General features: G+C 60.1%; 19 protein-coding genes and 1 pseudogene. 6 read left to right on the top strand and 14 right to left on the bottom strand.

From position 1 onward, the window contains the following. Positions 1–195: 195 nt before the first annotated feature. The 7 genes from KTC28_RS22290 to KTC28_RS22260 all read right to left on the bottom strand — a co-directional run bounded on the left by KTC28_RS22290 (position 196) and on the right by KTC28_RS22260 (position 4,782). Positions 196–921, bottom strand: coding sequence for an alternative oxidase (locus KTC28_RS22290; protein WP_216711091.1), 726 nt, complete (start codon positions 919–921; stop codon positions 196–198). Between the two features lie 102 nt (positions 922–1,023). Further along, complete coding sequence (locus tag KTC28_RS22285) at positions 1,024–1,782, bottom strand: glutathione S-transferase family protein (RefSeq protein WP_216711090.1); 759 nt, start codon at positions 1,780–1,782, stop codon at positions 1,024–1,026. Next, positions 1,779–2,597 carry an FTR1 family protein gene (locus KTC28_RS22280; protein ID WP_255602561.1) on the bottom strand — a complete coding sequence of 273 codons (819 nt, stop codon included), beginning with the start codon at positions 2,595–2,597 and terminating at the stop codon, positions 1,779–1,781. Before KTC28_RS22280 ends, KTC28_RS22285 begins: the two co-directional genes overlap by 4 nt. Beyond that, positions 2,575–3,783 carry an NO-inducible flavohemoprotein gene (gene hmpA / locus KTC28_RS22275; protein WP_216711088.1) on the bottom strand — a complete coding sequence of 403 codons (1,209 nt, stop codon included), beginning with the start codon at positions 3,781–3,783 and terminating at the stop codon, positions 2,575–2,577. Before hmpA ends, KTC28_RS22280 begins: the two co-directional genes overlap by 23 nt. Positions 3,784–3,792: 9 nt before the next feature. Then, positions 3,793–4,158: a TehB family protein gene (locus tag KTC28_RS22270; protein ID WP_226895879.1), complete on the bottom strand. Its 366-nt coding sequence runs from the start codon at positions 4,156–4,158 to the stop codon at positions 3,793–3,795. Next, entirely contained in the window at positions 4,155–4,526 is a 372-nt protein-coding gene (locus KTC28_RS22265; protein WP_226895880.1) for a group III truncated hemoglobin, read from the bottom strand. Before KTC28_RS22265 ends, KTC28_RS22270 begins: the two co-directional genes overlap by 4 nt. Before the next feature lie 79 nt (positions 4,527–4,605). Next, a complete protein-coding gene (locus tag KTC28_RS22260) occupies positions 4,606–4,782 on the bottom strand; it encodes a hypothetical protein (RefSeq protein WP_216711086.1) in 177 nt (58 codons plus the stop codon). A gap of 106 nt (positions 4,783–4,888) precedes the next feature. On the opposite strand from KTC28_RS22260, the gene KTC28_RS22255 reads away from it, so the two are divergent. The 4 genes from KTC28_RS22255 (at position 4,889) to KTC28_RS22240 (ending at position 7,763) form a co-directional block, all read left to right on the top strand. Continuing rightward, the gene (locus KTC28_RS22255; protein ID WP_216711085.1) at positions 4,889–5,371 is read left to right on the top strand and encodes an RrF2 family transcriptional regulator; all 483 of its coding nucleotides are present in this window, start codon (positions 4,889–4,891) and stop codon (positions 5,369–5,371) included. Positions 5,372–5,534: 163 nt separating this feature from the next. Further along, a complete protein-coding gene (locus KTC28_RS22250; protein WP_223132342.1) occupies positions 5,535–6,395 on the top strand; it encodes a helix-turn-helix domain-containing protein in 861 nt (286 codons plus the stop codon). 149 nt (positions 6,396–6,544) lie between these two features. Next, entirely contained in the window at positions 6,545–7,471 is a 927-nt protein-coding gene (locus tag KTC28_RS22245) for a catalase family peroxidase (RefSeq protein ID WP_216711083.1), read from the top strand. A gap of 61 nt (positions 7,472–7,532) precedes the next feature. Beyond that, positions 7,533–7,763 (top strand): hexameric tyrosine-coordinated heme protein, encoded by a 231-nt coding sequence (locus tag KTC28_RS22240; RefSeq protein WP_216711082.1) that lies wholly within the window; start codon positions 7,533–7,535, stop codon positions 7,761–7,763. A 327-nt stretch (positions 7,764–8,090) separates the two neighbouring features. Here KTC28_RS22240 and KTC28_RS22235 read toward each other — a convergent pair whose 3' ends face one another. Continuing rightward, on the bottom strand, positions 8,091–8,531 hold the full coding sequence (locus KTC28_RS22235; RefSeq protein ID WP_216711081.1) for a hypothetical protein: 441 nt from the start codon (positions 8,529–8,531) through the stop codon (positions 8,091–8,093). A 110-nt stretch (positions 8,532–8,641) separates the two neighbouring features. Further along, complete coding sequence (locus KTC28_RS22230; protein ID WP_216711080.1) at positions 8,642–9,772, bottom strand: hypothetical protein; 1,131 nt, start codon at positions 9,770–9,772, stop codon at positions 8,642–8,644. 343 nt (positions 9,773–10,115) lie between these two features. Here KTC28_RS22230 and KTC28_RS22225 point away from each other — a divergent pair. After that, positions 10,116–11,157 (top strand): annotated as a pseudogene (locus KTC28_RS22225) (IS110 family RNA-guided transposase). Positions 11,158–11,794: 637 nt separating this feature from the next. Here KTC28_RS22225 and KTC28_RS22220 read toward each other — a convergent pair. Next, entirely contained in the window at positions 11,795–12,562 is a 768-nt protein-coding gene (locus KTC28_RS22220; protein ID WP_216711638.1) for a PEPxxWA-CTERM sorting domain-containing protein, read from the bottom strand. 2,494 nt (positions 12,563–15,056) lie between these two features. Between KTC28_RS22220 and KTC28_RS22215 the strand changes: the two genes are divergently transcribed. Beyond that, positions 15,057–15,545, top strand: coding sequence for a hypothetical protein (locus KTC28_RS22215; protein ID WP_216711637.1), 489 nt, complete (start codon positions 15,057–15,059; stop codon positions 15,543–15,545). A gap of 558 nt (positions 15,546–16,103) precedes the next feature. Here KTC28_RS22215 and KTC28_RS22210 read toward each other — a convergent pair. The 4 genes from KTC28_RS22210 to KTC28_RS22195 all read right to left on the bottom strand — a co-directional run bounded on the left by KTC28_RS22210 (position 16,104) and on the right by KTC28_RS22195 (position 19,893). Continuing rightward, positions 16,104–16,880: an EAL domain-containing protein gene (locus KTC28_RS22210; RefSeq protein ID WP_439650129.1), complete on the bottom strand. Its 777-nt coding sequence runs from the start codon at positions 16,878–16,880 to the stop codon at positions 16,104–16,106. 10 nt (positions 16,881–16,890) lie between these two features. After that, the gene (locus KTC28_RS22205) at positions 16,891–18,192 is read right to left on the bottom strand and encodes a diguanylate cyclase (protein ID WP_216711636.1); all 1,302 of its coding nucleotides are present in this window, start codon (positions 18,190–18,192) and stop codon (positions 16,891–16,893) included. A gap of 6 nt (positions 18,193–18,198) precedes the next feature. After that, a complete protein-coding gene (locus tag KTC28_RS22200) occupies positions 18,199–18,570 on the bottom strand; it encodes a PAS domain-containing protein (RefSeq protein ID WP_255602560.1) in 372 nt (123 codons plus the stop codon). A 489-nt stretch (positions 18,571–19,059) separates the two neighbouring features. Next, positions 19,060–19,893: an IS5 family transposase gene (locus KTC28_RS22195; protein WP_216711713.1), complete on the bottom strand. Its 834-nt coding sequence runs from the start codon at positions 19,891–19,893 to the stop codon at positions 19,060–19,062. Positions 19,894–19,929: the final 36 nt, after the last annotated feature.

Genomic DNA, 19,929 nt, shown 5'->3' with positions numbered 1-19,929 from the left:
CACGTAAGAGGTGCGGCGCACGGCAGCTATTCTGTGCACATCCTCCGAAAGCGGAAGGGCAGCTTTCGGCCCCCTGTTTCAGAGCAAGACTGTCGCCACAGAAAGGACCCCGTTCGAGTGGAGGGCCGAAGCTCCCGACGTAAGCACCGTCAGAGGCATTTTGTCAAAAATTGGGTGGCAGCAGGACTAAGTGTATTATGTAACGTTACGTAGAAGGTTGGCATGATGAGGATAAGAAGTCACCGGCAAGAGACTTACCGCCTCTCCACCAAGTTGGTTGGACAAGCCGTGGTTAACGTCGCGGTGGTGAGCCTCGTCTTGCCGAACTACGACCACAACATCGCGTAACGTCGCATCATCGTCTAATTGCCAGTAATGGCGTGCGATTGCCGGGGCAGGCAAGTTCGGCGAGCGGCCCTCGTCGATTTCCCTCAAATAAAGTGTGTAGCTGGTCACGGCTTCCTCCTCAAAGTAGCCGACGACCCTATGCGCGGTGCGCGACGACATGAGATACAACAATGAAAATCCGGCGAGGAAGATGCCTTGGACGAGTAGGATGACAGCCCGTTCAAACGCGGTCGGCTTGGCGATCTCGATGAAGGTCATCAAGTGCATGCGCTCGTTCTCCGCTTCCTCCATCAAGATGCGGATCCAGCCCTCATCGTCGCGCATCCAGCGTAGGCATTTTAGATGGGTGAACATCGCGCCAACCATTCCCGGCACGGCGGCGACGGTTTCCAACACGATCGCGCGGTGACCGTAGCGCTTGGCGAAGAATGTGTCGGCGCAGAACCGCAGCAGCTTGGTGAAACCGAGCGCGAACCGGTCGGAAAACCCATGCGGAATATGATGGACCAAGGGTTCGGCGCTGTGCTCCTCGGCGAGAGCGCGTTCGTCGGGCTGAAGCACGGTATTGACCATATCGGAACTCCTCGTTCTGAAGCTGTTACTGGACGATCGTTGCATCGGAAGCTGAAAGTACGACGAAATTTAATAGCCAATATATTACAGTGGCGTCCGCTGTCAGAGTCGCATGCCGGCGCTTTTTGCTGTCGGGTGAAGACTTGTCACGGCACTAGGCCGTTCTGCCATTCGCGCAAACCAAGATCCCACGGTTGCCAACTCTGGATCGATCGCCTGTCCGACACGAGAGCCAAAATCCACAGCACAATAGAGAATAATGTCGACGATAGTCAGTCTGTCCGGGACAATGAAGCTACGTCCAATCATCTGTTGATCGAGCCAATTTAGTCCGTCGTGGGTCAATGCTATCAGCCCTGACACAGCCTCAGGCAGGATCCGCATCCGGGTCCGATACATTTCGGCCGCTTTTCCATAGTGAAATGCAGCGTAAAGATGTTCGGTGATACCGAGTTCAATTCGACGCTGCCACATGCGTGTTTCGGCGCGTGCCTGAGCAGTGACACCGATGAGAGTTTTCTCAGGAAATATTTCGTCGATGTATTGAAAAATCGCGCCGGTTTCGGCGAGGCACGTTCCGTCGTCCAAGCGAAGGGCTGGCACCTGACCTGCGGGATTGTCATTGGTATAAGGTAGCCGCCTGTTCTCACCGCCATCGACGTCGATATCTTGAACCGGGATTGTCACTCCCTTCTCAAGTAAAAACATGCGTACAGCGCGTGGGTTTGGTCGACCGGCATCATAGAGCAGCATTTCCAGGTCCTCTCCGATTCGAGTGTCTATAACTTTCAAGCAGGCGTCATGTTCGTTCGTCCGCTCATTTAAGGTTTTATCTAAACAATCGTGATGCGACATTTTCATTCGAACGCTCCAATCCGTCGTCGGGTGTCGATCGCGCGGATCCGCGCCCACCCGATGAGCAGGGCCGGGGCAACCACCAGACTGTAAGATAGCAGCCGTCCCCATTCGCCGTCTGGACCGTAGGGTTCGGTCGCCATGTGCCATTCGGCATTATCAATCCACGGGAGTGCAGATGCTTCGGCAAACTCGTGGAGCGCATAAATGCCGAGTTGCAACGAGAACAGAACCATGAACACCGCTGTCGCGTTGAAAAAAAGCGTCAGGTCGACTGCCCGCCCATATCGGATCCACGCACTGCCGAGAGCGACCGCGAGCAGCAGGCCACCGATCCCACCGATGATCATCGTTGTCCCATCGACCTGCCCAACAAGGGACGCGATCATGGCAGCTGCCTCGCTTCCCTCGCGACCAATCATCAGCAGCGCGAACAAGAACACGCCCAGCGCCGCACCATTCCCTGTGTGATCCGTCGATAGATCGATGCACCCGGTTATCGTCGCTTTCATGGTGCGCCCATGACGAAGCAAATGAATGGTGCAGCTGAGTACAAGCGCGACCGCAACGAGCGCCAGCCATCCTTCCCAAAGCGACCCGAGGCCCCCGATGCTTACAAGAAGTGCGCCAAGGATCACGCTGCCAACGATCGCAATCGCAACACCTGACCACAAGGGTCGCATAAGCCGGGTCCGCCCGGTCCGACGCAGATAAGCGGCCGCAACCGCCACAATAAGGAACGCCTCGGTCCCTTCGCGAAATGCGACGATAAGGGTCGCGAACATAGCGGTTCTCCAGTTAGCGAGGGGCGTCGCGGGCATCTTCGATGCTCGACTGCGGCCCGAAGAATTCGAAGCGTACGCGGTCGCTTGCGACACCAATCCGGGCAAGACTGCCAAGCATGGCACGCATGAACCCCGTGGGTCCGCATAGATAAACGTCGGTGTTCTTGTCGGCACATGCTTCTGCCAACTGCTCATCTCCGATGCGGCCGGCAAAGTCGTAGTCGACGCCAATTCGATCATTCGCGCCAGGGTTCTCGTAGAATGTTTGGCGACTGATCCACGGTGCGCGGTCCGCCAATCGTATGGTTTCGCTGTTGAATGCATGGACGCTGCCGTTGATCGCGGCATGCATATAGGCGACCGCTGCGCGTTCTTTCGCCGCGAGCTCGTGAAGCATGCTCACCAACGGGGTTTGGCCGACGCCGCCGCTCAAAAGCACGACGGGTCGTTCTGGAGCGCTGTCCAGCACGAAGTGCCCAGCAGGAGCCGCACACTTAACGGGCGTACCCGGCTGCAGATGGTGCAGAAATTGTGAGCCCATGCCGCGTGGTTCGCGCTTGACCGATATTCGGTATTCGAGCGAACTTGGCGCGTTCGACAGGCTGTAGTGCCGATACAGCGGCCGTTCGGGACTAACTGGCAAACGTAATGTTAGGTATTGACCGGGGCGGTGCGAAAGCACCGGGCCGCCATCTTCGGGAATGAGGTAGAGCGACCGGATGAGGTTACTCTCGTGTTCCGTTCTATAAATCAAAAAAGAACGCAAACCCGTCCAGCCGCCGCTTGCACCGACAATTTTCGCGCTGAGTGCTCGCTCGCGGCCAATGAAGATGTCGGCCAGCATCGCGAACGCCGCCGACCATGCTGAAAGCAGCAAAGATGTCGCCTTATCGTCCAGAACGTCGACCATTGCCTCGATCAGGCAGGCACCAACGGCTCCGTAATGTTCGGGCTCTATACCGAGAGCCACATGTTTGTGGGCGACGCGCTCGATGAGCGGGGTTAGCGCTCCGATATTATCGATATTGTGAGCGAAGCCTGCAACCGCCTCGGCAAGCGCGCGCGGCTGCGTGCCGTCGCGCATATGCGTCGGATCGAACACGGCTTCGATTGCCGGATCTCGGAAGAGCAATTCATACATCCGTTCGACAACGGCGAGGCCATGAAGATCCATCGCCGGCGCGGATGCGCGAACTATTGCCCGTGTTTCAGCGTCTATCATTTGCAGTTCTCAAATTACGCCGGCCGAACTTGCGTTCGACTGATTGGAATGGGGCGTCGCGGCGGCTCCGTCGGCACGGTAAAATTCGACATAGAAGGCGACCGGACCTTGAGGCTCAACGCAATGGAGTTGCTCGGGTACGATCACGCCAGGGGTCGTTTCGCGAGAGAGCAGGACTTCGCTCTGGGCATCCCGATCGAGCACCCGGTAGAGCAGCTTTCCCTCGACCACGTGGATCAGCGCCCAGGCACCTTTCGCGGTCGAATGCGGCCCTCGAAGCTTTTCAGGGAGGGTTGCTTCCGTAAAATCGGGCGTGCGACGTGTCGGCGCAAAACCCAATGGAATACAAGGCATGACAAAATCCTCAGAGTTCAAAATGCAGATGCAGCGGCGGCGCTGCGACGATGTGCGTTGGCCATGCCGAGCTGGAGGCTGGCACCGATCATCTCGGACTTGGCCACGAACAGCGTCGCTGCTGCGGGCGGACAGATTTCGGTCACGGTTCGGGCAAACAGGTGAAGCCAGCGCGCGAAATGCGTCGGCCGAAGGCCTGGGAGCGCAAGATGCGTTGTCATCGGAGTGCCCTTGAAGCGGCCGCTCATGAGCAGCACCGACGACCAGAAGTCGCAGAGCTTGGCGAGATGTTCTTCCCACTGTCCCTGGAGCGCCCGTTCAAAGATCGGACCGAGTGCCGGATCGCGCCGAACATCGACGTAGAAGGCGTGCACGATCCGCGAGATCATGGCTTCGTCAACACCAACTGCGTTGCCTGGACCAAGTCGACCGTGCGCTGCCCGGCGATCGTCTGCGGTAACGACCATCTCAAGCTACCCAGAGAACGACGGCGATGCCGACGATGAGCCAGACGAAGGCGTTCACCAGCATCCGTACCAGACCGCGCCCGTCTTCGTGCATGACGCCCATAGCATTACAGGCGAGATCGCCTGGCGCGAGCAGCGATCGAGCTGATGTGCGGCCAAGCAGAGAGAGGGTGGACACGAGCGACTTGCCTTTGCGAATGAAAGCTATATTCGGGGTATATGTTATCTATCCGACATAAAGCAATACCAAAAATGTATGTTTCAGCTTTTGATGGTGCTCGGCTGTGCGCCTGACGGTCTACAGCGACTATTCGCTGCGCATGTTGATGTACCTCGCGTTGCGGCCCGAACGGCTCGCGACGATTGAGGAAATCGCCAGCGCATATGGTATATCGCGTGCGCACCTGATGAAGGTTGCACACCAGTTGGGCCAGATGGGGTTCGTTAGCACTGTGCGAGGCAAGGGCGGGGGGCTGCGATTGGCTCGCGAGCCGATAACGATCGGGCTGGGCGACGTGGTCCGTCACACCGAACCCGATTTCGCTCTCGTGCCGTGCCTCTCCCCCGGAGATGGCAGCTGCGTGATCCAACCAAGCTGCGTTCTACGTCATGCGATCGAGCAGGCAAGGGACGCGTTTCTGTCAGTTCTAGACTGCTACACGCTGGCCGATCTCACTCGGCCGCGGGGGCCGCTCCTTGGCCTGCTGCAAATCGCTCCTCAACCCGGCGTTGCATCTATTCAGCGCCGCATATCGCCACCGACATAATTGGGCAGATCGGTGAGGTTCGTCGATCAAATTCAGACACAGTGTCGTGATTCCTCTCGATCCTCAGGCTATCTTCTGTCGACCAAGCTGGTCGTCGGGAGTATGATCGGACTACTTTGATCATGGTAGATCTATGTCGCTGAACCCTTCGTCAAATCTTGGTATGGCGTATTTCAACGCACCCGACACCCGGACGATCGTCACGAGTAAGTTAGGCCGCGGCGTCGTTGGCATATCGCGTCTACGCGCTAATCATCCGCTCGGCGTAATCGACTATACCGTTATCGAAGAGGCGATCATGGTTGCTTATCAGCACCAGCCGCTGCGCTGCGATGTCTTTCTCGAAGACCGGCACGTCCCGGTGAGAGGGGCGGGTCCAGCGAAGTTTACAGTCTATGATTATCGTCGGCGCTGGAACTGTGAAATCAAGACCGGCATTGACGCAACCAACTTTTTCGTTCCGCGCACTACGCTCGACGCGCTGAGCGAAGGTGGGCGTGTCGCCGATCTCATCGTACGACCTGGCGAGGTCCTAGATGACCCGGTAGTCCGCGGATTAGCAGCAGCTCTCGAGAGCGCCTTTGCCGCGCCCGAACGAACCAACCCGCTGTTTCTTGATCACCTCGGCTGGGCATTCGCGGCGCATTGTGCGACCTTCCTCGAGCCGCAACGCGCGACCGGAATCGCCAATGGGAAGCTTTCGGTTCGACAGGAACGTCTAGCGAAAGAGATGATTTCCGCTCGGCTCAATGGCGACATCACCGTCACCGATCTAGCGGCTGCGTGCGGCCTGTCGATCGCCCATTTCTCCCGCGCGTTCCGCCGGTCGACCGACGTGCCGCCGCATCGCTGGCTGATGATGCGACGAATTGACCGCGCTCGCCACCTTTTGCAGACGACGCAGGCGTCGCTCGCCGACATCGCGCTCGAATGCGGGTTCAGTGATCAGGTTCATCTAACGCACGCCTTCACGCGTAATGTCGGCGCGCCGCCGGGTGCGTGGCGCCGCGGCAGCTGTGATTGAGTTATGACGCCGGATTTGAACAATCTGCGCAACGTTCAAACAAGACCCGGCTCGCAGCCATGTAGTACCCTCGTCGGCAAGAGATTCAGGGGAGCGCTACAATGGCAACGACCACACGATTGGTTCTACCACTGCTAATAGTAGGCCTGGTGATTGGGTCTGCCGCCCGCGCGCAGGACGACCTGCCAGCCCATCTCGTCGCCGACCTGCACACCGCATTCGGCAACAATCATGCTCGCGCGGTCCATGCTAAGGGCGTCGTGTTGTTCGGCAGCTTCACACCCGATCCCGCCGCGCGAACACTGTCGAAGGCAACGGTGTTCGCGCGACCGACGAATGTAACGGTGCGCTTTTCCGACTTCACCGGTATCCCAACGATTCCCGACAATATCGGAGATGCCGATCCGCGCGGTTTTGCGGTCAAGTTCGGTCCCGTCGACAACCCTGCAATGGACATCGTCGCGCACAGCTTCAACGGCTTCCCGGTGCGGACTGGGGTCGAGTTCGGCGAATTGATGCGAGCGATCGGCGCAAGCAGTCCCGGCGCTGCGAAACCGACCGCGCTCGACCGCTTCCTCGGCGCGCACCCGGCAGCGGCTACCTTCCTTAAGACGCAGAAGCCGCCACCGGCGAGCTATGCCACCGCCGCCTACTTTGGGGTCAATACCTTCACATTTATCGACGCGAAGGGGCACAAGACCGCTGTGCGCTACCGCTTCATCCCACTTGCAGGGGAGCACTATCTCGATGCTACCGCCAGCAAAGCGGCAGGTCCGAACTATCTTGCTCCCGAGATCGGCCGCCGCGTCGCCACTGGACCGGTGCGGTTCACGTGGCTCGCGCAAGTCGCGGGTGCGGGCGACAAGCTCGACGACTCAACAGTCGCGTGGCCCGACACGCGCCGTTTGGTCCAGCTTGGTGTAATCACCATTAACCGTTCATCGACCGACCAGGCCGGCGACAGCAAGCGGCTGATGTTCCTGCCAGGTACATTGCCCGACGGCATCGTTCCCGCTGATCCGATGATCGACATCCGCACGGCCGCCTATCCGGTCTCGTTCTCCGAACGCCAGTGATTTTGATCCGAAGCCAAGCTGGACGTCGTCGTATGACCGTGTTGCCAAACAGGAGAGCCCGATGCCCGCTGCGGCCCCAGACCTGTCGCTTATCGTGCCTACAGCTGCAGAGGGTTTCGACCTTGCCATCCTCCTATCCCGACTAGCGGTAAAAGCGATGCAGGGTGACGACGCCGTTCGCGGTGTACTCCGCGAAAACTATGCCCACGACGCCGGGCTACTCACTTCAGCGAGTCATGTCGTCGCCACCCATTTCGCGACGATCGCGGCAGCAAATGGCTATTGGCGCTAAGCCGTCAGAGCCGCCGAGGCAGAATTGCCGTCTATAATCGATCGTACCTGCTTTGGCGCGGGCGTCAGCACATATGGTGGAGCCGACAGAAATTCGACAGCCGCGCCGAAAATGCGAATGTCCCCTTCCCACATCGAAATTTGGAAGGTCTCGGCCTCAGGCTAATCTGAGATATGTCCCCTTTGCCCATCGGTCCGCCCGGAAGCGGCCTGTCCGCTGACGGCCCCCAACCATGCCGAAATCGAGATCTGAACGAGCGGCGACTTTCGGAGAGTGCCCGGGCGTGGCTGGATGTCCGCGTTTGGGTTAAGCCGTCGACATCAGGGCCTAGTGTCGATCCGGTCTGTTCGACCGCGTCGGCGACATCGCCCAGGCGGGCGGCGTCTCGTCGCCAAGCTCCCACTGGTCCGGTTGGCTGTCCGGCTGCCAGTAGCGCAAGCGTAGTGTTCGCCTAAGCCACCAGGCGAAAGGTACCTGCAGTAGCGCGAAGACCAATCCACAGACGGCGGCCGGGTAGGCCCCGGCATCTTGGAAGGGAACGAGCCGCAGGACGACCGCCAAAGCGAACGCCAGGATGGCCGCGTATGCTGCTAGCAGGGTGACGCCGACATAGTAGAACAGGCAGATGGTCCAGAACCGACGCGCTCGGAAGCCGGCGACGAGCACGACCAACAGCAGGAATGTCCATCCGACGATCCACGGTATCGCCACGATCAGAACCGTCACCCCGTCAGGAAGCAGGGGTTGCGCCGTCAAGACGGCCGCCATCGGCACACCTGCAGTGAGGCCAAGCCAGCCAACGACGCCGAGCGAAGTGCCGCGTGGGGCGAAGCCGGGCGGGCGCTGCCGCCGGCCCCGCGTGGGCAATGCCTCTCCTGTCATTCAGGCGCGATCCGCGCGTGACCGCTGACGCGCATTTCGAAGCGCACGTCTTTGGGCATTCCGCCTTTGGGGGCAAGCGACCTCCGGTATTCTTCGTCGCGCTCGCGCTGGCTAGTTGACAGCGCTAGCGCGGGTGGTGCCCCCATAAGCAAGCCGGTGCTCCCGAGGCTCGCTCCGGGAACAACGGCAAGATCCTTGGCAACAGTGAGCCGGATGCGCGCGTGCGCCTCCGCCGCCGCCCGCGCCTGCGTCTCGACCGCGCGCTCGAACGCCGCCACTTTTCGGGTCCGTCGCTGGACCGGCCCCGCGTGCCTTTCGGGATGTGCGATCTTGGCGACGCGTGCTCGCGCTGCTTCGGCGTTGCGCGCCGCTTCGGCTGACGCAGCCGTCGCCTCGCGTGACTCGTTCCCGAGCTTGCCGACCTCGCTCAGTGCGCGGGCACCGCCGACCGCCACGTCCGGCAGCAACATGACCGTCGCGCCGATACGCAGCCATTGCACGGTCGAGTTGCTCTCGAAGTTCTCTGCCCGCGCCTCAGCACCGGACACCTCGAAGCCAAAGACAGTCCCATCGATGCCGGCAAGGACCAACGAACCGGTAAAGGCAGCGCCGCCTGTGATGAGGCCTGCAGTGCCAATGATGACGGCTCCGCCGGCAAGTTCGGGAAGCGCGGCAACGACGAAGATCGCACCCCCCACAACCCCCACAACGTCGAGTGCGACCCCGATGCCGTCCGCCAGTAATTTATGGCGGATCAGAAATTGGTGAACAGGTAGCCAGATATGGCGCTCAATCGCACTATCGACGACCTGCGCCATCGCAAGATTTGCCTGTGACTGCTGGATTTGCGCTTCACCGCTGATCTCCATCGCGTGCCAGAAGGCGGCCTTGAGTTTTCCCCACGTGCCGCTTGGGCTTGCCGGTGGCGGTAGTGGCGCTGCGATGTGCTGAGCCAAGACATTCAGCCAAAGCCACTCGCTTCCCGTAGCTGGCTTGCGGACGACCCCGATACTGCGACCGTCCGAGAAGCTGATCCCACAGGCCAGGCCAACGCTCGCGTCGGCAAATGCCGTCAGACGACGTCGGGCATCCTCGAAATCAGCATAAGGGTACCAGAACCCGCCCATCAGTCGCTTCTCATCCTATACGAACGTCGGCCGCCGGCTCGGCTCGCCGGCCGGCGACCTTCGGCAACACCGGGTCGAGGGTCAAGCAAATCTGCAAGGTCGTGACGCTCTTCCGCCCGATGATCATGATCCATCGCCTGGAGCGAGATGAAAGAATGTCTGGAGTTTGGGAGGGCAAAATGAGCGCTATTTTGGGTCTTCCTGGCATTCCGAGGCAGCTGAACAAAAGTCCGCTTTGCCACGTCGGGCGCCCGTAAGCTGCCAGACGGCTACTGATGCGGTGGACGGCTCTCCTACCCGACCTGCGGTATAAGTCGCGGGTTGAGCCGGAAGGAGAGCGATGATGACGAAGGCAGTTGTGGCGACGATCGGGCTGGATATCGCGAAGTCGGTATTTCAGGTGCATGGGGTCGATGGGGCAGGGCAGGTGGTTGTTCGCCAGCGCCTGACGCGAGGTCGGATGCTGGGGTTCTTCGAGAAGCTGGCACCGTGCGTGATCCGGATCGAGGCGTGCAGCAGCTCGCACTATTGGGCGCGGGAGTTGATCGCGCGGGGGCACGACGTGAAGCTGATGCCGGCGCAATACGTGAAGCCGTGCGTCAAGCGCGGCAAGAACGACGCCGCCGATGCCGAGGCGATCTGCGAGGCGGTAACGCGGCCGACGATGCGCTTCGTCGCAGTGAAGACACTTGAGCAGCAGAGCGTGATGATGCTCCATCGGGTGCGACTGATGCTGAGCCGCCAGCGGACTCAGGCGTCGAACGCGCTGCGGGCGCATCTGTCGGAGTTCGGCATCGTTGCCGCCATCGGGCGCGGCGGCATCGAGCAGCTCCTGGCGGTGCTCGCGGACCCGGAACGATGCGCGCGTCCCGCCCGACGCGCGGCTGTGCCTTGAGATGCTGGCGGCACAGCTGGCAGTGGTGAAGTCGCAGATCCTCGACAACGACCGCCGCATCCGGGAGAGCGCGCGGGAGACCGAGGTCGGTCGGCGGCTGATGGAGATCCCCGGCGTCGGCCCGGTGATCGCCAGCGCTTTCGTCGCCGCGGTCGCCGACCCGGCGGTGTTCAAGAGCGGACGCAACCTCGCGGCGTGGATCGGGCTCGTCCCGAAGCAGAACTCGAGCGGCGGCAAGGAGCGGCTCGGCGGGATCACAAAGGCAGGCAACAGCTACCTCCGCCAGATGCTCGTTGTCGGCTCGATGGCCGTGATCCGCACCGCCGAGCGACATGGCACCCGGCGACCGTGGGTGCTGCAGCTGCTGGCGCGACGTTCGAAGATGGTCGCCGCCGTCGCGCTGGCCAACAAGATGGCGCGGATGATCTGGGCGCTGATGACGAACGGCGAGCGCTACCGCGATCCCGTCGTCGCGACAGCCGCGGCATGAGCATGAGGACACAGAAATAGGCGCACGCACCGACGCGCCGGCGAGGTTGGAAAGGGCGGACACGAGATAATGCACCAAGCCGGTCGATACCGCCGGATCAGGAAAACCCAGTGGGGCCGTGGCACCTTCGAGTGCGAGCAATCGATCGGGACCTGAGACGCGCGAATGGCATTATGGCCAGCGGCACATGAAACGGCCGCACCACAGGTCGAACACATGGCCGCACCGACCAACGAACGTGCAGATGCTCAAGAAACCCCTTGCCAACGGAGAGCCGTCCACACACGGCCCCATCCAAACCCAGATGCCGGGCCTGAATGAACGGGTCGGTTTTTGGAAGCCATCGGGCCGCCGAGTGTCGGCTTTTGGGTCTTAGCGGCTTCACGGGCTGCCTGAATGAAGGTCTGCTATCTATATTTGAGCAACCGGAAGCGGACAGGCGGCAACCGTCCCCTTTGCGAACATAAGCTGCGCAAGCCGGACGCTCGCACACCGGTGGGTCATTACCAAGGCGGCGGATCAGTTAGAACCGTTAGGGATTCCCCCCGCGGTCTACTCGTATTCGACACGGCCTGATGCCGGGCGAGGCGGAACGGCCAGGTAGGGCCGCCCCGCGCGACATGAGGAGGTTGGTAGCTTAAGCCGCGACGGTAGTCGGGCGACGGCGTCGAACGCTCAAGCCCACGAAACCGAAGCCCGCGACCATCATCGCCCATGTGGCTGGCTCAGGTACGCCACCGACCGGCGGGGTGACGACGATGTTGCTTGTGTCGACGTTGAAATAGAGCCCCGCACCGGTGACGTTGCGATCGACGTAGAACAAAGTGAAGTTATGCACGCCGGCGGCGAGGACCGATGTCGTCACGGGAGCCGCTGATACACCGTGAATCCCACCTTCTTGAGCGATGACATTGCGGTCGAGCGCAAGGAATGCGTCATCGTCGGCGCCGAAGCTGAAAGTGACCGATTCGGGCGCAGTCAGGTTAAACTGACCCGAAATCGTTGCGCCCTGGAAGCCGTGGGAATCGTCAGTTCCGGTCCCGTTATTCGGATAGAAATTATAGTTCGCGAACGGGCTCGTGACGGTCGCGGTGCCGGTATAGGTGACGTGGTTGTTGAGACCGGGGCTCCACCACGTAATCTGGCCGTCTGGCGTGGTGTCATGGATAAACGGGGCCGTCGAAGCCGTGTTATAAACCGGCAGGCCAAGCGCACCCAACGTCGGCTTGACTTCGTCATAGTAGGTCGGCGTGCAGCAGCCGATCGTGTTGAAATCGGGGTCGCCGCTGCCGCCGCCATAGGTTCCAGCAATCGTATAGTAGTTGATTGTGAACGTGTTAGCAGCCAGCGCCGGCGCGGCGACCGTCGCGGCGACACACAACACAAGTGAAATAGACCTTAGCATGCTGACACCCCTTCATCCTACACAGTGACCGAGCGCGACGTTGCGCGACATCGTCATGATTAATGAATGATTTCAGTGCGTCCGTCTTCCTGCATAAGCAGGCAGGAACTGGTATTTACCTGCATTGCGACGTCGGCTCAGAGCAATTAGCCTCCACGCCAGCTCGGCAGAGCGTCCGATGTCAGCTAATCCCAGATCGATGGCAGAGGGGGCCGAAAGCCGCCTGACCGTTTCTCTGCATCGGGTCTTCTAACCATCACCATGTGCCGTCCTTCATCTTGCGCTGCCGCTCGCGCTCGCTGTGCTCATCGGTACCGAAGGCGATAGAACGAACACGATCTTTATTCGGAGCAGAGCGTTTTCAGGCATTAACCTGCATGCAGCTTTCATACAGTGACCCTCTTTGGGGGAACGCATGAACAAGCTTGAAGAAAACAGGTATAGCGGCGGCAATGCTACCGGATCGCAAGAGCTTTGCGGCGTCGAGACTGTTTCGTCGACGGTCATGCGCTTAATTCCCCCACTTCAAAGGCGGTCATTCACGCCTCGTCGGACCATCGCTTGAGCAGCACGTCGGGCGAGTTCTCCATTCAAAACCGCTGATCGATGGTGAAGGTCCCACCGCACTTCAGCGGGGGGATGCGATCGATGCCGCCCGCTCAGCCGAGCCATTGGCGGACGGACACGGCCAAAGCCAGACGCGTAAAAGCCCGATTCTACATCAACAGCCACCAGTCGGCGGCGGCTTCGCGCTGACAGCGTGAGGCTGTCAGCGATCGGTGCCCACAAGACCGTTCCGCCGCTCTCGACGAGAGGGAGGCGGGACATTGTGTTGTTGAGACCGCTGGGCATTGATTATTGTGTCTCGCTAACGGAGGACTCTCGATCGCCGCGACTAGTTCTCAGGGGCGACGCTCGTAATCTGGGTTGACAGAATGTTAACATAGGCACAGCTTGCTTAGGGCGCTTCGTTAGTGCCTCGAGCACGGGGGCGCTGCGACGTCCGCTGGCCCTGATCCCGCACCCATCAGAGCCAGCGGACTAGCTGCGCACCGACGGCCGCGCTTCAGTGACCAATCAACGCGCGGAGTATGACGCAACGCGGCTCGCGGCAGGCCTTCTCGAAGCTGTCGCCGAAGATGTCGAACCAAGTGAGCAGCTGGAAATCGTCAAGCTAGCGATGAGTAGTCGGGCACTGAGACAGGGTCAGTCCGCCGCGCGCCGTGCGCCAAGCCGCTCGCTTTCGTCGCAGATCCGACCGTAATCGAGCCGGCCTTGCAGCGTCTCGTTCGCCTCGTCGACTGCCTCGCTCTCTGGGAGCAGACGGATGCAGTGATGTTTGACTCACTGTCAGGGCGGATTATTGCGTGATCGCGGATATCGGCAAGGTGGTGCCTTACCGTGAGCGTGCGGCCTGTTCGTCGTCGGTGACGGCCAGCGAGAGCGGGGGCAAATCGGCCCGGCCGCCTGATATGCGTCAGAGATTGGATTTAACCGGATGCGGTCGAACGAAGTCGATACAGCCTTGGCCGTCTCGAACCGCCGTAAAGCGCTATCCCGAGCCGAACGGTCGCCCGTGCTTTAGCAGCCGCAGGAAGCGCCGTAACAGCGGGCAGGGCCGTAGCAGCGCGCGGCGGGTAACGCCGGGGCTTGCAGCGGCCACGCGGCAACGGCGCGCCGACTACTTCGAGGCGAGCTTGCACTGGCTCTGTTTAAGGCGAAGCAGAATTTATGGCCCGGCCCGTGACGTACGAAGCATTTTTATCCGACCGAGTTCGTAAAGACAGGCGAGGCAGAATAGCGCCATCGCGCATGGCAAGTTGTTATAGGCGACCGCGCGAAGCACTAGCCTCACCGCGCGGTCTGGGCCGTGGTACAGGGGGGCATACGACTTATTGAAGCAATGAGCATTAATCATCGAACCGCCAAGGCGACCGAATGGCGCGTCCGACCATTCGAGGATCCGCTATGCCATCATCCGCTTCTAGCCTGCCGGCCCTTGCGTGATATTCCGCCATCTCGACATGAGACTTCTTGGCGTCGGGATGGACGGCTTCTTCAGCCCATTCACGGTGCTGACGCTCGCGCTCGGCGTGCCGGTTTCGCGCCTGATCTTTCGTCATAGAGCTCCGATCGCATACGCGGGGAGCGCTATAGCGTCTCTCAGCCAACGACTCGCAGGTGAGTGCCATCGGTACGGCTAGGTACACTGTGCAGCTTGTACTCGCGAATCGGCAAACTTTGTCGTGGACGCGACCGACGCAGTCACCAGTCGACGCGTAGACGGTGCTTTACGCAAAGCCCGCCGAACACCACTGGCTGCGGGGCCTGACGGCAGCTCACCCGTGCAACATCGGCACGCCCCTACCCAACCTCGTCAAATGTTGGACGGCAGGAACTGGGACAGCCCGTGTAACCAGAGGGTCGATGGCTTTTGACTGGGGGCTTGGTATGCTTATGCCGATAACTATCGACCGACCGTTGGAGCAGGCCAATGATACGTATGACTTTTGCTACGCTATTGACGTTTTGCTTGTGTGCCTGTGGTTCGAACGGCACAACCTTCTCGCACGACAGCAATGGTAACGATACGGTTACGACCTCGATGGGCGCTGGTGGGCCGGAAATGAAGGCGACACGTTACGCCAACGCGTCAGTGCCTGCCGACATGCCCGCATGGGCTCCAGCCTACCCGGGCGCAAAAGTGATTCAAGTCGCCGGCGTGGACTTGCCGACTGGTCAAAGCGGTCCAACCGGACTGCAAAAACAGGTACTCTTGATGACGTCCGACCCGGTGGCGACGGTCACGGCATTCTATGACAAAAAGCTTGCCGCACTCGGCATTGTCCCAACATCGTCCAGCAATACGGCGGAAGCCAACGTGCGGATGGTGAGCCCTAATCAATCTCATCAAAGTACTCTGATGGTTGCAAAGAACGACGCCCAGACGAGTATCGTTATCAGCTATGGAACTGCTCACTAAGGCACCGATTTACCGAACGAACTATCTGATTCCGCGCCCCCGTCGGGATCCGTCGATCGAGGCATGGTCGAGCGATCTTGTTATCGATGGTATTTTGAGAATGGCTGACCAGCTGATCCAATCTAGGCTCGAATCCCAACTCCGTTGAGCAACGTCGGAAGCAAGGGGACCAAGAGTAGTGATCGGCGATATCCGTCGCCTCGTCGGTCGCGCTGACAGCCGTTCAAGGCATCCGCTTCCCCGAAATCTGTTCCCGATTGCTCTTTTTCGAAATTGCCGCTCGGAGATGGAGTAACGGGATGATCGCGCTCAACGAAAGGCGGGTTTTGAGGCCTAGATCGCCAACCTGAGCGTCAGAATTTGAGCGGGAGCTGTCAGCAGGCAGGCCCGCAGGCCCGTCGGCGAATGTCAGCTTTGCCCATATTCGTTGCCAGAAGCGGTCAGTCCATTAACGGCCCCCATGCAATACGAACACGAGAGCTGAACGAAAGTCTCGTTCTTGGACACGCTAGAGTCGACTCAAGTGAGCATGATTAGAGTGCCCTCGGCAAATAACCGTCAGAAAAGTGCAGGGGTAATCGGCGGCAGCGATTTGAACCCGGGCCGGGCAAAATAATAGCCTTGGACGTAGCGAACCCCGAGCGCGCGAAGCGCAGTAAGCTCGCCCTCAGTTTCAACGCCTTCGGCGACGACGGTAACACCTAACGCGCTGCACATCTTGACGATCGCATCGACGATCGTCCGCCGCCGCAGATTTGCATCGAGGCCTTGAACGAGCGCCATATCGAGCTTTACCGTATCAGTCTCCAACTTGCCGAGCAGCGCGAGGCCCGAATAACCCGTGCCGAAGTCATCGATCGCAGTGCCGAAACCCATCTGCTTGTATGCGGCAACGATGCCAATGACGTGCTCGGGGTCGACCATCTCTTCGTTCTCGGTAAATTCAAACGTCAAACGATCAAGTGGAAAGCCGACCGCCGCTGCGGTCGTGAGCGTGAGCCGAATGCATGACGCTGGCGAATAGACCGCGTTCGGCAGGAAATTTATCGACAAGCGCGCGCCCGTGCCAATCAGCCCGAGCGCGGCCGCAGTCTCGATCGCAACGACCCGACAACGCTGATCGAAGGCATAAAGGGTCTCGCAGGAAACCTGGGCGAGCACCGAGGCCGCGCTTTCGCCAGCTGGTCCACGAACCAGCGCTTCATACGCATAGGGCCTGCCAGTCATGACGTCGACGATCGGCTGGAACGCCATGGCGATTTCGAAATCGAGGCCGGCACCGTCACGGCAGCCCGCGCATGGCACCGGCAGGGCATGCTTCGATTGTGCTGGCATGAACTTGATCTCAAATCTCCGCAGTCAAAATCAGACCGCCGTGGACCCGATTCCGTCCAGCTCGCTTAGCGGCATAGAGCTGAGCGTCCGCGTCTGCGATAAGAACGTCTACAGTCGAACGCTCGTCAGATGCCGATGCACATCCGAAGCTCGCAGTGATATGAAAGATCCCCTGGGGCGACAAAATCGGCATGGCCGCGACCGCGGCACAAAGACGATCAGCGATCTCGGTAGCCTCCTCGAGCGAGCTGCTGGGCAGGAGAGCGCCGAACTCCTCGCCGCCCAGGCGCGCAAACAGGTCGCCTGGACGCAGGAAACCAGTGCAGACGCGTGCCACCTGCTTCAAGACCAGATCTCCGGTGGGATGGCCGTACGTGTCGTTGACCGCCTTAAAGTAATCGAGATCGAGCATGATTAACGACAGCGGTTCCTGACCGTCGCGCCATCGGCGCTGCTCGCGGACGAACGTCTGAAGAAAATGGGTCCGGTTGGCTGCGCCGGTCAAATGATCGAAAAATAACATCCGCCGGAGATCTGACGTGTCCGATTCGTCGCGCACGACGTCGCGCAACACCACCGAAAATCCATCGGGGGTTGCACCGTCGCTCCCGGTTCGCGCTGCAAACAGGCGCTGGCACCAGTAGGTCTCGCCGGTACGCCGCTGCTGCCAGCTCTCGTCGAGATACCATCCGTCCCGCTCTGCCAGCCGCAACTGGTTTGAAAGGCTTAGCGACCCCGACCGCGGATCCGTGTTCAGGATCGCATCGAGCGACTTTCCCGCCACCTCCACGCAGTCACGACCGGTTTGCCGAGTAAAAGCCGCGTTCACGCTATCGACAATCCCCTCGCGCGTGATCGACAGGACGGCATAATCGTTGACGCCCCCGATCAGCGACGCGAACCACGTCTCCGCCTGCTTGAGCCGCCGTTCTTGAGCAACCTGTACGGTGATGTCGGAAAAGGTTGCAACGGCGCGGGTCGGTCCAAGCTTTACCAGGGTGCAGGCAAGCACCTTGGAATCCTTGCCGGCCCGACTGATGCCAAGATCGACAGCGATCCGATGTCCTTCGCAAACCGTTCCCCGATCCTGTTGGTAATCTCCGAAGAGATTACGGAGTTCTGGAGCACACTCCTGTAGCATCGTGAAGAGATTAGTCGGGTCACGGTCACCTGCGAGCGGCAGCAGATGCTTCATTGCGTGCGGATTGATGATCGAAATTGTGCCCGTCGCGTCGAACTCGACGAGACCGACGGGGCAGGCATAGAGAAACTCGAGGAGCCGTTCGTGCTCTGAATTGGGCTCGTCAAACATCGCTGCTCAGCGCTCGATCAAAATATAGTTCAGCGGCACCTCCGGCGTCGCGAGCAATCGCAGGCGAACCGGGGTAGGCCGCATTCGCAGCGTGAGGACAAACGGAATCGTCTCGTCGATTACGGCTTCATCGATAAAGCGTTGCGCAACGAGGTAATTGTTCATGCACTGCGCGATTGATTCGAAAAAGGCCGCGCCGATCACATTCTCCGGACGTAGCCCCGCAAGTCGGGCTTCGGTCGCGTTGTAAATTACCGCGACACCCTTAGCATCGAGGCCGATGACGCCAAAAGGGAGGAGGTCGCACTCGGCCGGGGCAAGTTTTCCAATATCAGTCGCCGATATGGAATTGAAGGTAAGAGAAGTGTTGGCGACCACTGGGTTCCTAACAACATGAATTCATTGGCGCGTGATCTTTGGCTTCGGTCGCCATACCACTCAAAATTTAACACATCGTATGCACTATTGCGGATCAGTAAATGAACGGGTTCCATACGTTTGCTCCGTCGGATGATCGACAGGCGTCTGATCGGGAAGCACGAATTTTTTGGAAACGGCTGGTCTGGGCCGTTCCGCCTCGACCCCGATGTCCGTCATTCTCGACCATCCACCGAAGAGGGCGACGGGGGCGCAGCGTCTGGCCGCCGTCGCGGCGGCCGCGATCGGCGGGGCGACTAGTGTCAGAAGTAAGCGGCGCTTCGCGACTCGAAGTGCCCACCGAGCGAGCGCCGCGCCTGCCAACCGCGAGCGGCTCTGCTCGCTGGCGATCAACTGCTGCGGCTCGATACCGCGGGACTGCTCGCGGACAGTGGTCGACAGATTGGCATCGGTATGCTGATTTAGCTAAGAGCCCGATTCAAAAGTACATCAATGAGTTGAGAGCCTTGCGATTCTGCGTGTGAGCATTCGGATGCTGGCGATGGTTGCCCATGCCGTGGCGCTTTCGATGGATCGCTCCCAGTCTTTGGCGAGACGTCGGCAGCGGCCCAGCCACGCGAAGGTCCGCTCGACAACCCAACGGCGGGGCAAAAGCACAAAGCCCTTGGCGGTATCGGAGCGCTTGATGATTTCGAGGGTCCAGCTGCCATGGCCTTCAAGCGCGGCCTTGAGTTTGTCACCGGCATAGCCACCATCGGCAAACACATGGCGCAGGAACGGGAAACGGAAACGGATGGCTTTGAGGACATCGACAGCGCCGTCGCGGTCCTGAATGTCGGCGGCATGGACCAGGATAAACACCAGAAAGCCGCAGGTATCGGTGATGATATGGCGTTTGCGGCCCTTCACCTTCTTGCCGGCGTCATAGCCGCAAATTCCGCCGCTTTCCGTTGTTTTGACCGATTGGCTGTCGATAACGCCAGCACTGGGTGAGGCCTCGCGGCCGGCCTGTTCGCGTGCTGCCATTACCAGCAAGTGGTTGATTGTCGTCAGCAGCCCACTATCCCGCCAGCTGTAGAAATAGCCGCGCACTGTCGACGTCGCCGGAAAGCATTTGGGCAGCATCCGCCAGGCGCAACCGCTCGACGCAATATACATGATCGCATCCATCACCGCCCGAAGGCAGGTCGTGCGACGACGCCCGCCGCTGCGGGCTGCCGGAAACAGCGGCTCGATCAACGCCCATTCCGCATCCCGTAAATCGCTTGGATAGCGCCCCCCCTTGCGCATATGCTGACGGCGAGCGGTATCAGTCCAAGGCAAGTTCTTCTCCTATCGTCTCGACAACGACGGTGAATC

Source organism: Polymorphobacter megasporae (assembly GCF_018982885.2).
GTDB classification, from domain to species: Bacteria; Pseudomonadota; Alphaproteobacteria; order Sphingomonadales; family Sphingomonadaceae; genus Polymorphobacter_B; species Polymorphobacter_B megasporae.
The sequence above is the reverse complement of the archived record's forward strand: the minus strand, read 5'-3'. Positions and strand labels throughout refer to the sequence as shown.

What these genes read in the sequence shown, in the direction of transcription:
- KTC28_RS22290 (WP_216711091.1), bottom strand. Translation starts at nt 921, where the DNA reads ATGGTCAATACCGTGCTTCAGCCCGACGAACGCGCTCTCGCCGAGGAG.
- KTC28_RS22285 (WP_216711090.1), bottom strand. Translation starts at nt 1,782, where the DNA reads ATGAAAATGTCGCATCACGATTGTTTAGATAAAACCTTAAATGAGCGG.
- KTC28_RS22280 (WP_255602561.1), bottom strand. Translation starts at nt 2,597, where the DNA reads ATGCCCGCGACGCCCCTCGCTAACTGGAGAACCGCTATGTTCGCGACC.
- hmpA (WP_216711088.1), bottom strand. Translation starts at nt 3,783, where the DNA reads ATGATAGACGCTGAAACACGGGCAATAGTTCGCGCATCCGCGCCGGCG.
- KTC28_RS22265 (WP_226895880.1), bottom strand. Translation starts at nt 4,526, where the DNA reads ATGATCTCGCGGATCGTGCACGCCTTCTACGTCGATGTTCGGCGCGAT.
- KTC28_RS22250 (WP_223132342.1), top strand. Translation starts at nt 5,535, where the DNA reads ATGGCGTATTTCAACGCACCCGACACCCGGACGATCGTCACGAGTAAG.
- KTC28_RS22240 (WP_216711082.1), top strand. Translation starts at nt 7,533, where the DNA reads ATGCCCGCTGCGGCCCCAGACCTGTCGCTTATCGTGCCTACAGCTGCA.
- KTC28_RS22235 (WP_216711081.1), bottom strand. Translation starts at nt 8,531, where the DNA reads ATGGCGGCCGTCTTGACGGCGCAACCCCTGCTTCCTGACGGGGTGACG.
- KTC28_RS22230 (WP_216711080.1), bottom strand. Translation starts at nt 9,772, where the DNA reads ATGGGCGGGTTCTGGTACCCTTATGCTGATTTCGAGGATGCCCGACGT.
- KTC28_RS22220 (WP_216711638.1), bottom strand. Translation starts at nt 12,562, where the DNA reads ATGCTAAGGTCTATTTCACTTGTGTTGTGTGTCGCCGCGACGGTCGCC.
- KTC28_RS22215 (WP_216711637.1), top strand. Translation starts at nt 15,057, where the DNA reads ATGATACGTATGACTTTTGCTACGCTATTGACGTTTTGCTTGTGTGCC.
- KTC28_RS22210 (WP_439650129.1), bottom strand. Translation starts at nt 16,880, where the DNA reads ATGCCAGCACAATCGAAGCATGCCCTGCCGGTGCCATGCGCGGGCTGC.
- KTC28_RS22205 (WP_216711636.1), bottom strand. Translation starts at nt 18,192, where the DNA reads ATGTTTGACGAGCCCAATTCAGAGCACGAACGGCTCCTCGAGTTTCTC.